The sequence below is a fragment of the Kribbella pratensis genome, from assembly GCF_004366075.1.
Taxonomy (GTDB): domain Bacteria; phylum Actinomycetota; class Actinomycetes; order Propionibacteriales; family Kribbellaceae; genus Kribbella; species Kribbella pratensis.
The window spans coordinates 877,476-891,060 of sequence record NZ_SODU01000002.1 but is presented as its reverse complement, the minus strand read 5'-3'; the positions used below and the strand labels follow the sequence as shown (position 1 = coordinate 891,060).

Sequence of the window (13,585 nt, the reverse complement as noted above, 5' to 3'; positions counted from 1 at the left end):
GCCGCACTTGTCCATATAAGTCATCACTGAAATACTGTACCGGTGCACGCGTTCGACATTCTCGGCGACCCGGTCCGGCGCCGGATCCTGGAGCTGCTCGCCGACGGCGAGCTGCCGGCCGGCAGTATCGCCGGCACGATCGGCGCGGAGTTCGGCATCAGCCAGCCGGCCGTGTCCCAGCACCTGCGGGTGCTGCGCGACAACGGGTTCGCAACCGTGACCGTCGACGGCACCCGGCGGCTGTACGCCGTCGACCCCGAGCCGCTGCGGGAGATCGACAGCTGGCTGGACCGGTACCGCAAGTTCTGGACGAACCGGCTCGACGCCCTGGAGACCGAACTGCACCGCGGCCGCCGGACATAACCTTCGGGGCATTACCTGCATCTCAGTTGGTATGCGGAACATCGTGGCCAGGTTGTGCATGTCCGAGGACGGCATCGTCGAGCGGCCGGAGCAATGGCTTGCACGGCCGGCGATCGAGCAACTGCTGCCCGAGAGCGGGACCGTGCTGTGGGGCCGGCGCACGTTCGAGCGGTACGCCGGTTCGCTCGAAGGACTCGAGCACACCCGGAACCTCGTGGTCGGATCCCGTCCCGTGGTCGCGCGGCCGGGCACCGAGATACTGCAGGGCGATACCCGCCGGGTGCTGTCCGCCCTCAAGGCCGTGCCCGGTGACGACCTGCGCGTGATCGGCAGCCTGACGCTGGTCCGGGCGCTGCTGCGGTGGCGCCTGCTCGACGAGATCTCCCTGCTCATCCACCCGGTCGCCGCGGGTCGCGGCATGCTTCTGGACCGGCGGCACCTGCAACTGATCTCGATGTGCGCCCGCGACGGCGGCGTACTGGAGGCGGACTACCGCGTGCGCTACGCCGCGACCGCGGCGCCGTCGACGGCACTGGTGTCGACCGGCCGGTGGGGCGGAACGCGGAGCAGGGACAGGGTCGCGAGTACAGTGAGGCCCGCCGTCAGGACCCACGCGTAGCGGACGCCGAACGCCTCGACCACCGCGCCGGCGACGGCGGAGCCGATGGCCGAACCAACCATTCCGCCGCTCTGCGTCCACCCGAAGATCTCGGTGTGAGCGGACGCCGGGGTGAGCGCGCCGACGCGTTCGTAGAGCGCCGCGACGGTCGGAGCGATCATGCAGCCGGCGGCGAACATCCCGATCGCCAGCGCGACCACGGACGACGTCACGAAGATGCAGGCGGCGACCAGTCCGGCGAACAGCAGCATCCGCCGCCACACGGCCGACGTACGTCCGCCGGGCAGGGCGCCGTTGATCACACCGCCGGTCACGCTGCCGACCGCGGCGACCGTCTCGAGGATGCCCGCGATCAGCCGGTTCCCGTGCTCGTCCGCGACGGCGACCATGCCGAGTGACATCGACGCGAACCCCATCACGAGGCACGCCCAGGCGAACAGGATCGGCGTACGGTGCGGATGGAACACCAGCTGCCGGGCAGTGGGACGCGGACCGGCGCCCTCGTTGTGCGGTACGCCGGGCTGCTGGTTCAGACCGAACCACCAGATCGCTGCCGCCGCCGTGACCGCACAGGCCAGCAGACCGGCCCGCGGACTCGCGAAACTGACCATGACCGCGCCGAGCATCGGACCGAAGACGAACAGCAGCTCCTGTGCCGTGGCGTCCAGTGAGTAGACCGCACGGAGGCGGGAGCCGTGCACGATCCGCGGCCAGTTGGCGCGCAGTGCGGACGTGACGGGCGCGACGAACACACCGGCCAGCGCAGCCGCGATCGGGAACAGCCGGTACCAGCTGTACGGCAGCAGGGCGAGCACTGCCATCCAGACACCCCAGGCCATCCCGGTGCCGATCACGACCTTGCGGGCACCCTTACGGTCCGCCATCCGGGACCAGACGACGCTCGCAACCGCCGTACCGACCGAATAGGCGCCTGCGACCACACCGGCCCAGCCGAAGTTGCCGGCCGCGTCCTTGGCCAGGAACGCCAGCGGCACCATCGTCGCCAGCACCGGCAACCGCGCGATCAAGGCCGAGGCGAGCAGCGCCATCACGCCTTCGGTCTTCCAGAGATCGCGGTACGCCGTCAGGTCCATAAGGCTCATTCTTTCCTGACATCGATGTCCGCCGCGTCGGGAATTCTCCCTATCTCACTTGTCGGCGGTCTATGCGAACATATGTTCGTGCCCGAATTGCAGGCAGCCACCATCCTGCATGCCGACCTCGACGCCTTCTACGCATCGGTCGAGCAGCGCGATGACCCACGCCTGCGCGGCCGGCCGGTGATCGTGGGCGCCGGTGTCGTGCTCGCGTGCAGCTACGAGGCCAAGGCGTTCGGGGTGCGGACGGCGATGAACGGCGGGCAGGCGTTGCGCCGGTGCCCGGGCGCGATCGTGGTCGAGCCGCGGATGTCGGCATACTCCGAGGCCAGCAAGGCGGTGTTCAAGGTCTTCGAGGACACCACTCCACTGGTCGAGGGGCTCTCGATCGACGAGGCGTTCCTGGATGTGGGCGGTCTGCGGAAGATCCGCGGTACGCCGCTGGAGATCGCGCGACGTCTCCGGGCGGAGGTGCTGTCGCGGGTCGGGCTGCCGATCACGGTCGGGATTGCGCGGACGAAGTTCCTGGCGAAGGTGGCGAGCGGCGTCGCGAAGCCGGACGGCCTGCTCGAGGTCGCGCCGGACCGCGAGTTGGAGTTCCTGCACCCGTTGGATGTTTCGCGGCTGTGGGGCGTCGGCGAAGTGACGGCGGAGAAACTGCGAAGTCGCGGGCTGACCAAGGTGGGCGATGTCGCGATGCTGCCCGAGGCGGCGCTGGTCGCGATGCTCGGCCGAGCCTCCGGGCGGCATCTGCACGCCCTCGCGCACAACCGGGACCCGCGTCCGATCGAGGTGGGGCGACGGCGCCGGTCGATCGGATCGCAACGGGCACTGGGCCGTTCACCGAAGTCGCCGGCCACGCTGGACGCCGTACTCGCAGGTCTCGTCGATCGCGTCAGTCGGCGGATGCGCTCCGCGGGTCGCTCGGGGCGGACGGTGACGCTGCGGCTGCGCTTCGACGACTTCACCCGGGCCACCCGGTCCCACACGTTGCCGCAGGCAACAGATCAGACGCGCGCGATCCTGGTCACCGCCCGCGCGCTGCTCCGCGCGGCCCATCCGCTGATCACCGCCCAGGGCCTCACCATGATCGGCATCTCCGTCGGCAACCTGGAGAACGAGGCCGCGCTCCAGCTGGCGCTCCCCTTCGACAAGGCCGCCAACAACGAGCTCGACTCCGCGCTCGACCAGGTCAAGGACAAGTTCGGCACCAATGCGATCACCCGAGGCATCCTCCTCGGCAAGTCCCAGGGCCTGGAGATGCCGATGCTGCCGGACTAACTACGCGGGTAGCCGATCTCGGCGATGGCGTCTTTGAGATCGGCCAAGCGGCGCTGGCGGTTGAGCGACGTGACGACGTACTCCGTCAGCGGCATCAGCGCATAGACGTGCCGGACGGCCTCGAGGTCCAGCGCTTGTTCGTAGTAGTCCTCGGCGAAGGTCAGGTACGCCTCCGGACGACCGTCGGCCACCAGTTCGAACAGCCAGTCCGCCCCGTCGTTGCCTTCCACCGGACCGCAGCGCCAGGCGGTGTCGTCCGTCGTACGCCAGAAGCACACCGTCGCCCGCGGCGCTTCGTCCCAGAACGCCTTGTCGTCCCGCTGCTCGTGGAACACCTCAGGTACGCCGTCCAGCAGCCCGGGCCAGGCCTTCATCCCGTTGACGTACGGCGACATCGGCGACTCGTGATCGAACCCGTACGCGAACGTCCCGTCCGGCGAGAACACGATCGAGTACTCGTTCCCCGACCCGTCCCGCATCAGGGCAGCTTCCTCGGTCCCGGACCAGCGCGCGTCGAACTCGTAGTACCTGGTCGATGCATCGTCGTTCAGCACCAGATCGAGTACGGCGAGCGCCCGGCTCACCCGCCGTACGACGGCCGGCTCGGGCAACCGCCGTACGAGTTCGAGAACAGACATCGCGTCAGCGGCGCTGCACGACCTCTTCGGCGACCTCGACGAGCTCACGGTCGGTCGCCTCGGTCTCCGCGTCGTGCGCCGGCTCCAGCCGGTCGTGCGCGATCAGCGACTGGATGGCCCGCAGTACGGCGCTCGCAGCGGCACCCCACGTGGACACGTACGAGAACTGCCACCACCACAGCGCCTCGACGACCCGGCCGTCCTCGTAGTGCGCGAGGCCGTGCACCAGGTCGGTCGCGATCGCGGTCAGGTCGTCGGAGAGCCGGTTGACGGTGATCTCCGGCGGAGCGGCATACGGATCGAAGACCTCCGCATACTCGTCCAGGCCCTCGAACAGCGCCGCGAGCCGGTCCCGCATCGCATCCAGGTCCGGGTCCGGGCCGGCGTCGCTCTCGAAGCGCTCCTCCGGCACGAAGTCCTCGAACGCGCCGAGCCGGCCGCCGGCGAGCAGCAACTGGCTCACCTCGAGCAGCAGGTACGGCAGCGAGGCGAGGCCCTCGTCGACCCCGTCCTCGTCCGGCTGCGCGGCGATGTCGCGGACCGAGATCAGGAAGCTCCGGACCTGGTCCGCGATCTGCTCCGCGAACTCCTCGAGATCCTCGGAGTCCGTGCTCAGTGCCCGCTCTGCAATATCTGTTGGTTCAGTCATCGATCGATCGTCGCCCTTCAAACGCCCGTCCGAGGGTCACCTCGTCGGCGTACTCGAGGTCACCGCCTACTGGAAGTCCACTAGCCAATCGGGTGACGCGCAACCCCATGGGCCGCAGCAGACGGCTCAAGTACGTTGCGGTCGCCTCACCTTCGAGGTTCGGATCGGTGGCCAGGATGATCTCGGTCACCTCACCGCTCGCCAGCCGCTGCATGAGCTCCTTGATCCGCAACTCGTCCGGCCCGATGCCCTCGATCGGCGAGATCGCCCCGCCGAGCACGTGGTACCGGCCGCGGAACTCGCGGGTGCGCTCGATGGCGACCACGTCCTTGGCCTCCTCGACCACACAGATCAGGCTCAGGTCGCGTCGCGGGTCCCGGCAGATCCGACACTGCGTCTCCTCGGAGACGTTGCCGCAGATCTCGCAGAACTTGACCCTCTCCTTCACCTGCACGAGCACATGCGCGAGCCGCCGTACGTCGGTCTCGTCGGCCGCCAGCAGATGGAACGCGATCCGCTGCGCGGACTTCGGACCCACACCAGGCAACCTCCCCAGCTCGTCGATGAGATCCTGAACGGCCCCCTCGTACACGTCAGCCCGGGTTCTGACCGGGCTCGCCGGCCGAGCTGCCCGGGTTCACGAACCCGACTCCACCGCGGTCGTCCGCGCCTGGGCGTGCCTGACCTTCGTTGGCCGAGCCCGGGTTGGCGGGGCCGCTCGGCCGGTTGGTCTGGGGGGCGTCGTTCCCGTCGGCGTCGTCGCCCGACTCGACCGCGGGCCGTGCACCGGGCAGGCCGAAGCCGGCTGGGGCGGACGAACCGCCGCCGGGCGCGCCGCCGAAGCCGGGGAAGCCGCCCTCACCGCCGAACGCGCCGCCCAGCCCACCGGCCAGCGGACCCATCGCGGCGGCCGCGGCCTGCTTCGCGTTCTCCGAGGCGTCCCGGACCGCGGCGACGATCAGGTCGGCCAGCGTCTCGGTGTCGTCCGGGTCGACGGCCTCTTTCTTGATGTCCAGGCTGAGAAGCTCGCCAGTGCCGGACACCAGGGCGGTCACCAGACCGCCGCCGGCGGATCCTTCGATCTCCTGACCCTCCAGGTCGGCCTGCGCTTCCATCAACTGGTTCTGCATCGCCTGTGCCTGCGCGAGCAGGTTGGACATATCGAAGCCCCCAGCACCGCCACCGTCGAACACTGCGATCTCCTCGTCCGAACCGCTCAACAACCGGAGCCTCAACACTAGCCGGTCCGGCGGACAACCCCACCCACCCCCAGAAACCGACCAGTCTCCCCAGTTTTTCCACACCCCTGTGGACAGCTTCGTCCACGGTCCGCTCAGGCGCGTTCGAGGATCTCCTGGAGTACTGCGAGGTTGGCCGCGACCGCGGACTTGATCCGACGGACCGCGATCGGCGCCACCAGCGCCAGGTGGCGCGGCGGCTGCAGCTCGATGGTGTTGGTCAGGGTGGTCGCATTCCCGTCCGGATGGAGCGTGTAACTGATGCGCGCAGGCATCGAGCTCAGCGTTCCGCTGAGGCTGAGTCCCCGGTCAGGCTCGAACTCGGTGATTTCCAGGGTTTCCTCGGCGTGGACCGGGATCGTCCGGGTCTGCAGGTAACGCGCCCCGACGCCGACCGGTCCATTGGTGATCTTCCGGGTCTCACCGATCGCATAGTTCCACCGCGGCACGTTCTCGAGATGAGCCAAGTACTCGAACACCTCGGCCGGTGGCCGGTCGATCGTGATCGTGTTGGTGAATCGCAGCTGCCGCGCCGCGCTCATCGCGAGGCCCCGAGCAGCCGGTCCGCCGCCGTCGGGTCATGCGCCGGAAGGATGACCAAGCCGGGCAGTCGTCCGGCGAGGGCCAGGACGTTCTCGGTGGTCCTCGCGAGCTGATCACGGTTCCCGACACCAGGTAGTTGCCGTCGTTCGAGCAGCGAGGCCTCGTACGTGAGATCTCCGACGAGCAACAGCGGCGGCTGTGCGCGCCGCCGTACGAGAAGTGAGACCGAGCCCGGCGTGTGCCCCGGCGTCGGGAGCAGGACCAGCGAGCCGTCATCCATCAGGTCGAGCGACTCGGTGAACGGCGCCAGCGCCGTGTCGGTGACCGGTTCGAAGCTGACGTGCTTCCACTTGGCGCCCGGTACGTCGATGTGCGCGCGGAGGAATCCGCGTGACTCAGGAGAGAAGCCGGTCAGCTGGGCCCATTCCGCCGGAGTGATCAGCAGTTCGGCACCGCCGAGTCGAGGGATCCCCCCGATATGGTCCTGGTGCAGGTGTGAGATCACCGCAGTGCTGACATCCGAAGCGGCGTACCCGAGGGTGGCCAACTGAGTGTCGAGCGTCTCGTCCGCGCCGATGTGGAACTTGGCCAGCCGCTCGTAGACGATGCCCGGGAACCCGCCGGGGAAGTACGAGTCGTCGGTCACCGAGGCCCGATCCTGGCCGGTGTCGAACAGCAGCAGACCCTTCGCGTGTTCGATGACGTAGACGTTGATCGGCCGAGGCGGCAACCACCGGCGCGAGGTGAGCAACCACCAGTACAGCGGCTTCTTCGTACCGAGTGCGTGCTCGGGGTGGATCTCGACACTGCCGGTGCTGATGACCGACACCGCCTTGATCGGGTCTGCATTTCCGCGGAGCGCTTGCGACGTGTTCGCTTCGCTGGACATCTGGCCTCCTCGACTGGCGATCGGCCCGACCGATTCGGGTCCGAGAGCATCAGTCTTCGGCCCGCGGTCTCCACGTGTCTGTGACTTTTGTAGTGGGCTCCGGTGACCGCGATCACCCGGCGGCCGGGTTCCACGACTGGTCGTACAGGCCGTCAGCGTCGAGGATCTGGATCCGGTCCGGTGCGGTCGCGACCAGGCCGGCCAGCCGGAAGTCCCGGAGTACTCGCGCCACCACCTCACGTGCCGAGCCGACGGCATCGGCGAGGTCCTGCTGGGTTACCCGTGCGACGAGGTCGCCGCGCGGACGCTGCTGCGCCGAGGCGAGATCCAGCAGGTGACCGGCGACCCGTTGCCGGACGGTGCCGAACGCGTTGATCGCGGTCTGTTGCAGGTTCTCGTACAGCCTGCGGCCGAGCTCCTCGGCCAAGGCCCACGCAACGCAGCTGTCGTTGCGCCCGACGGCGGTCAAGGTCGCGCCATCGATCCGGAACAGCGTGCAGTCCGCGAGCGTCTGTGCACCGACATCCGCCGGCCCTCCTACCAGTACGGCGATTCCGAGTACGTCGCAGTTCCGCGCGTACCGCACGGTCACCTGCCGTCCCTCTGGCGAGGTCATGTAAACGCGCAAGAGCCCGTTCACGACCAGGAGCGCCTTGGGAGCAGATCCCTCCCGGTAGATCGTGCTGCCCGCCGGGTAATCCGTTCGGTGTCCTGCCGCGAGCAACTGCCCCACGACGTCCGGTGGCAGCCTCCCGAGAAAGCTGCCCGCCAGCGCTGCTACGACGTCCTCATCGACCACGAGCCCAGCATCCGTCACAAGCCCACACCAGGGGTCCGGGCGGTCGCCTTTTGTCCGGTCTCATGCCCGGGGGCCGGGCGGCCGGGCGGGTGGTCGGGTGACGATCAGTTGGGTTCTTCGGTGATGATCTGGGCTCCGAGGGTTTCTCGGAGGAGGTCCGTGTGCGAACGGGAGTCCTCTTCCAGGACGACGTCGTCCTCGCCGATCGAGTCGGCTTCCTCTTCGGGAGTCAGCGGCACCTCAGGAGCAGCCGCGGCCGCAGAAGCCGCCTGCCGCGCCTGCTCAGCGGCAACCGCGGCCTCAGCCGCCCGACGCTTACTCCCGGCCTGCTCCCGCCGCTCCGCCGCAGACTGCTGCGCCGGCTGCTGCCTCGCAGGCCGTGCGGCCGGCCCGTCCATCCAAGGATCTTCCGGCGGTACGTCGAACTCAGAATCAGGCGGCTCCTGCAAAGCAACCGCCCCAGGCCCATCCCCCCACTGCCCGGTCCGCCCCTCATCCCCAGTCCCCCGAGCCGCAACACCCGCCGCTCCAGAATCAACGCCGCCCGCACCTACTCGGCCTACTACACCCGCACCTGATCCAGCTGCACCCAAACCGCCAGCACCTGAACCGCCAGCACCTGAACCGCCAGCCCCGGGACTGCTCACGCCGGGACCACCTGCCCTCGCACCCCCCGGACCGCCCGTCTCCGAACCGCTCACACTGGGCCCACCCGCACCCGGCCCACCTGCACCCGGTCCGCCACCCGGCCCACCTGCACCCGGTCCGCCACCTGGACCGCCTGCACCCGATCCGCCTGCACCTGGACCGCTGATGCCTGCGCCGCCTGCATCAGCGGTCGGGCTGCCGGGACCTGCAGCCCCAGGGCCGCCGGCGCCACCGGACTGTGGGCTGGAATCACCTGAGTTAGCAGGTCCGCCTGATTGCGGGCCGGGCCGGGCGGCCGAGCCGCCCCCCGCTCCCGGGTCGGTCGACGGGTCGACGACAGCCTCGACCCGGCGATCGACGCCAATGGTGTCGATCATCGCCTGGCGAAGAATCTCGTCACTTCCCGAACGCGCGAAGCTCTCCCGGGCACCAGCATTCACCAGCCCGAGTGTGAGCGTCTGATCGTCGATCGCGATCACCTGAGCGTTCTGACTCAGCATGATCCAAGCGAACCGCCGCTGCGCCTTCACCGCCTCCAAAACCTCAGGCCACAACCGCCGAATATCCCCCAACCCAACGGCCCCGACCCCACCAGCCTGCGCAGGCGCACTGGACTGTGCCGGAGTGCTGGGCTGTGCAGGTGAACTGACCTGTGCAGCGGCCTCGTCACCCCAGGCACCCGTACGCGCCCCACCACCAGAGCCCTGCGCCGCAGGCCCGGCACCGCCATTAGAGCCCTGTGTCGCAGGCCCGGCACCGCCACCAGACCGCCTGGCCTCGTCGCCACCAACCCCAGCACCGGACACAGCAGCCACAGATGCGTCACCGCCAGACGCACCCTCCGGTCCGCTGCCCGCCGACTGACCACCGCTGCCAGCCCCATCGCTCGCGCCGGCCGTGCTGCCCGGAGCAACTGCGACGTCTGGGCCAGCCTGAGCGGGCGGTGCACTGGGTGGCTCGGTGAGTGCTGGGCGATTGCCTGTGGTTGCGGCGGCTCGGGCGGCCGCTCTGCTCGTGGCGGCAGCGCCCGGCGTAGCAGCAGGTGCTTGGGGGGAGTCCGGCCTACCTGCGCTGACCGCTGCAGCATCCGCCGAGCCTCCGGGGACTCCGATCGTGAGGCGGCGTTCCATGCGGTCGAGGCGGGCTTGGATGCCGTTCGTGGAGTCGTCGGCCCCTGGAAGGAGCACCTTCGCGCAGATCAGCTCGAGCTGCAGACGGGGCGCGGTCGCGCCACGCATGTCCAGCAAGCCCTCCGCGACGATGTCCGCCGCCCGCGTCAGCTCCGCCGGGCCGATCCCAGCGGCCTGCGTCTGCAGTCGCTCCGCCTGGTCTTCAGCGGCCTCGATCAGCCCGGAGGTCACAGCCGTCGGCACGGCGGACAGGATGACGAGGTCCCGCAGCCGCCGCAGCAGGTCCTCGGCGAACCGCTTCGGGTCCTGACCGGTCTCGATAACCTTCTCGATCGTCTCGAACACCGCCGCGCTGTCATGCGCCGCGAACCCGTCCACGCACGCGTCGAGCAGCGAGTCCGGCGTGAACCCGAGCAGCGCGACCGCCAGCTCGTATGTCACCCCGGCCGGCCCCGCACCACCGATCAACTGGTCGAGCACGCTCAGCGAGTCACGCACCGACCCGGCGCCGGCCCGCACGACCAGCGGCAGCGCGGCCGGCTCGATCGACACACCCTCGGACTCGCACAGGGTCGCCATGTAGTCCGCGAGCACCTTCGGCGGCACCAGGCGGAACGGATAGTGGTGCGTCCGCGACCGGATCGTCCCGATCACCTTGTCGGGCTCGGTGGTGGCGAAGATGAACTTGAGGTGCGGCGGCGGCTCCTCGACCAGCTTCAGCAGGGCGTTGAAGCCCTGCGTGGTCACCATGTGCGCCTCGTCGATGATGTAGATCTTGTAGCGGCTCTCGACCGGCGCAAAGAACGCCCGCTCGCGCAGGTCACGGGCGTCGTCGACACCACCGTGCGACGCCGCGTCGATCTCGATCACGTCGATACTGCCGGGCCCGCCGCGCGCCAGATCGGTGCACGACTTGCACACCCCGCACGGCTCGGCGATCGGTCCCTTCTCACAGTTGATCGCCCGGGCGAGGATCCGCGCGCTGGTGGTCTTTCCGCATCCGCGCGGCCCGGAGAACAGGTAGGCGTGATTCACCCGGTTGTTGCTCAGCGCGTTCCGCAGCGGCGCGGTGACGTGGTCCTGCCCGATCACTTGCGCGAACGTGTCCGGGCGGTACCGGCGGTACAAGGCAAGGGGCGCTTCCACGCCCGCAACCCTAGCGCCGCCCGCGGACAATTCCCCGCCCCCGCCCTGCTGAGCGTCCTAGGGTGGTCCGGTGACGACTGGGGACCAGCGGCAGCAGGCGGTGATCGCGCGCGCGGGAGAGGTACTGCGCGGCGACGCGCGGGTCCTGGCGGTGTACCTGATCGGCAGTTACGCGACAGGCGCATCCGATCGGTTCAGCGATGTCGACGTACATCTGGTGGTGACCGACGACAGCACCGAGTGGTTCACGGAGCATTGGGACGACGTACTGCGGGAGCTCGCCGGGCCGACCGTGCTGGCGGACCGGCTGCCGGGGATGATCGGCGGGGTCGGGATCACGGCGGACTGGTTGCACGTCGATCTGATCGTGCATCCGCTCGCCTCGTTCGACCGGTTCCAGTACGACGGCGTACGGGTGCTGTTCGACCGGGACGGGACCCTGTTCCCGGAGGGCGATCTCGCACCGAAGGGTGGCCGGCCCGGGGAACCGTACTGGCCGGCCGCCACCGTGAACCTCTTCTTCTACTTCCTCGGAAATCTGGTCACGGTCCTCGGGCGCGACGAGCGGATCGTCGGCAATCAGGGCATCGGCGTCGTCCGCGACCAGCTCATCGCGCTCATGCTCGCCGAACGCGGCGTACGCCGAAACGGCGGAGCCAAGCGCCTGAACGCGTTCCTGTCCGACGAGCAACGCGCCGCTCTGGAGTCCATCCCGGCCGCCGGCACCGAGCTCGCGGACATCATCGCGGCGCACCAGTACATCTGCCGCCAGTTCATCACCCGCGGCACCGCCCTCGCCGAACGAACCGGCGGCGAGTGGCCTCAAGAGTTCGTGGACGTAACCCTCGCGCACCTCCAGAACCACTTCCACGTCAGCTTCGCCTGAGCACCCCTACTTCAAGTGGTAGTTCGCGAAGCGGCTGCGGAGGTCCTTCTTCGAGAACTTGCCAACTGACGTCTTCGGGACCTCGTCGATGAACTCGACCGCATCGGGGAGCCACCATTTCGCGACCAACGGCTGCAGGTACTCGAGGATCTCCTCGCCCGTCGCGCTCGCACCCTCCTGAAGAACGACACACGCCAGCGGCCGCTCGTCCCACTTCGGATGCGGTACGCCGATCACCGCGGCCTCCTTCACCGCAGGATGGGCCATCAGCAGGTTCTCCAGCTCGACCGAGCTGATCCACTCGCCGCCGGACTTCACCAGGTCCTTCGTCCGGTCGACGATCCGCACCGACCCGTACTGATCGATGGCGGCGACGTCCCCGGTCTTCATCCACCCGTCCTCCGTGTTCAGCTGCACCCCGTCGTCCGGCCGGTAGTACTCCGCAGCGATCCACGGTCCACGCACCTGCAGCTCGCCGGTCGCCTCGTCGTCCCACGGCAACGGCGTGATCGAACCGGGCTCGACAATCCGCACCTCGACCCCCGGCAACGGCAGACCGGCCCGCGCCCGCAGATGCGCCTGCTCCTCCTCCGGAAGGTCCTTGTTCCGCTCGGGCACGTGCGCCGCGGTCGCCACCGGGCTGGTCTCCGTCATCCCCCACGCCTGCAGGATCGGCCGGCCCAACTTCGCACGGAACGCCTCCGACAGCGCCTCCGGTACCGCGGACCCACCGCACGGGATCCGACGCAACTTCGGCAACTCCACCCCTTCGAGCAGCGGCAGCAAACCCTGCCAGATCGTTGGTACGCCCGCCGACAGCGTGACCTCCTGCTCCTGGAGCAGTTTGAGAATCCCCTGCGGGCTCATGTCCGGCCCTGGGAACACCAGCGACGCACCGGCCATCGGCGCCGCGTGTGCCAGGCCCCAGGCGTTCGCGTGGAACATCGGCACGACCGGCATCACGGTGTCGGTCTCGGCGAGTCCGATGCCGGCGTTGGTCAGCACACCGATCGAGTGCAGCCAGGTGGACCGGTGTGAGTAGACGACGCCCTTCGGGTTTCCCGTCGTACCGCTCGTGTAACACATCGCGGCAGCCTGGTTCTCGTCCTCGACGTGGAACTCCACCGGTTGGGCCGCGGCGACCAGCTCCTCGTAGTCGTGGAACCGCGGGTCGTCCGGGATCTCCGCCGACGGCGCCCCCGCCGGCAGGTCGTCCATGACGACGACATGGCGAACCTTCGGCAGCCGCTCCAGCAACGGCAGGAACAACCCGAGCAGCGAGCGGTCGACGAACACGACCTCGTCCTCGGCATGGTTCGCGATGTACACGACCTGATCGGGGAAGAGTCTGATGTTCAGCGTGTGCAGCACCCGGCCGGTGCAGGGCGCGGCGAAGTACAGCTCGAGGTGACGTCCCGAGTTCCACGCGAAGGTGGCGACGCGGCCGTCAGGGCTGATCCCGAGCGTGTCCAGCACCCCGCCCAGGCGTCTGGTCCGGTCCGCCCACTCGCCGTACGTCACGTTCGTCGGTGCCGGACCGCCTGTGTAGACGGTCTTGTCCGGGTAGAACTGCTCCGCCCGCCGGAAGATCGTGTCCAGGGACAGCTGGTAACTCTGCATCAGACCCTTCATGCAGACACTGTGCCAGTCGCGGTGTCA

Annotated in this window: 13 protein-coding genes and 1 pseudogene; 4 read left to right on the top strand and 10 right to left on the bottom strand. The window is 68.9% G+C overall.

Annotation, left to right across the window (positions count from 1 at the left end):
• The first annotated feature begins 42 nt into the window (after positions 1 to 42).
• A complete protein-coding gene (locus EV137_RS19445; protein WP_134002325.1) occupies positions 43 to 363 on the top strand; it encodes an ArsR/SmtB family transcription factor in 321 nt (106 codons plus the stop codon).
• A 31-nt stretch (positions 364 to 394) separates the two neighbouring features.
• Entirely contained in the window at positions 395 to 982 is a 588-nt protein-coding gene (locus EV137_RS19440) for a dihydrofolate reductase family protein (RefSeq protein WP_134002323.1), read from the top strand.
• On the opposite strand, the gene EV137_RS19435 is transcribed toward EV137_RS19440, so the two are convergent.
• Entirely contained in the window at positions 865 to 2,076 is a 1,212-nt protein-coding gene (locus tag EV137_RS19435; RefSeq protein ID WP_238175422.1) for an MFS transporter, read from the bottom strand. The two genes, EV137_RS19440 and EV137_RS19435, sit on opposite strands and share 118 nt — an antisense overlap.
• An 81-nt stretch (positions 2,077 to 2,157) precedes the next feature.
• Here EV137_RS19435 and dinB point away from each other — a divergent pair, with 81 nt between their 5' ends.
• On the top strand, positions 2,158 to 3,360 hold the full coding sequence (dinB, locus tag EV137_RS19430) for a DNA polymerase IV (RefSeq protein WP_134130253.1): 1,203 nt from the start codon (positions 2,158 to 2,160) through the stop codon (positions 3,358 to 3,360).
• On the opposite strand, the gene EV137_RS19425 is transcribed toward dinB, so the two are convergent.
• The 8 genes and pseudogenes from EV137_RS19425 to EV137_RS19390 form a co-directional block, all read right to left on the bottom strand.
• Positions 3,357 to 3,998, bottom strand: coding sequence for a hypothetical protein (locus EV137_RS19425; RefSeq protein ID WP_134130252.1), 642 nt, complete (start codon positions 3,996 to 3,998; stop codon positions 3,357 to 3,359). The two genes, dinB and EV137_RS19425, sit on opposite strands and share 4 nt — an antisense overlap.
• A gap of 4 nt (positions 3,999 to 4,002) precedes the next feature.
• Positions 4,003 to 4,647: a DUF5063 domain-containing protein gene (locus EV137_RS19420; protein ID WP_133786583.1), complete on the bottom strand. Its 645-nt coding sequence runs from the start codon at positions 4,645 to 4,647 to the stop codon at positions 4,003 to 4,005.
• Positions 4,640 to 5,239, bottom strand: a complete 600-nt coding sequence (recR, locus tag EV137_RS19415) for a recombination mediator RecR (RefSeq protein ID WP_130386913.1) — start codon at positions 5,237 to 5,239, stop codon at positions 4,640 to 4,642. The genes EV137_RS19420 and recR overlap by 8 nt, the downstream gene beginning before the upstream one ends.
• 1 nt (position 5,240) lies before the next feature.
• On the bottom strand, positions 5,241 to 5,867 hold the full coding sequence (locus EV137_RS41475) for a YbaB/EbfC family nucleoid-associated protein (RefSeq protein WP_238175421.1): 627 nt from the start codon (positions 5,865 to 5,867) through the stop codon (positions 5,241 to 5,243).
• Positions 5,868 to 5,980: 113 nt separating this feature from the next.
• Complete coding sequence (locus EV137_RS19405) at positions 5,981 to 6,427, bottom strand: SRPBCC family protein (RefSeq protein ID WP_134130251.1); 447 nt, start codon at positions 6,425 to 6,427, stop codon at positions 5,981 to 5,983.
• Positions 6,424 to 7,317: an N-acyl homoserine lactonase family protein gene (locus EV137_RS19400; protein ID WP_134002313.1), complete on the bottom strand. Its 894-nt coding sequence runs from the start codon at positions 7,315 to 7,317 to the stop codon at positions 6,424 to 6,426. The genes EV137_RS19405 and EV137_RS19400 overlap by 4 nt, the downstream gene beginning before the upstream one ends.
• 112 nt (positions 7,318 to 7,429) lie before the next feature.
• Positions 7,430 to 8,116 (bottom strand): Crp/Fnr family transcriptional regulator, encoded by a 687-nt coding sequence (locus tag EV137_RS19395; protein WP_166679937.1) that lies wholly within the window; start codon positions 8,114 to 8,116, stop codon positions 7,430 to 7,432.
• A 776-nt stretch (positions 8,117 to 8,892) separates the two neighbouring features.
• Positions 8,893 to 11,040 (bottom strand): annotated as a pseudogene (locus EV137_RS19390) (DNA polymerase III subunit gamma and tau); the annotation flags it as partial.
• A 70-nt stretch (positions 11,041 to 11,110) separates the two neighbouring features.
• On the opposite strand from EV137_RS19390, the gene EV137_RS19385 reads away from it, so the two are divergent.
• Positions 11,111 to 11,926, top strand: coding sequence for a nucleotidyltransferase domain-containing protein (locus EV137_RS19385; RefSeq protein WP_134130248.1), 816 nt, complete (start codon positions 11,111 to 11,113; stop codon positions 11,924 to 11,926).
• Between the two features lie 6 nt (positions 11,927 to 11,932).
• Here EV137_RS19385 and EV137_RS19380 read toward each other — a convergent pair whose 3' ends face one another.
• Positions 11,933 to 13,558, bottom strand: a complete 1,626-nt coding sequence (locus tag EV137_RS19380; RefSeq protein WP_166679936.1) for a long-chain fatty acid--CoA ligase — start codon at positions 13,556 to 13,558, stop codon at positions 11,933 to 11,935.
• Between the last annotated feature and the right edge of the window lie 27 nt (positions 13,559 to 13,585).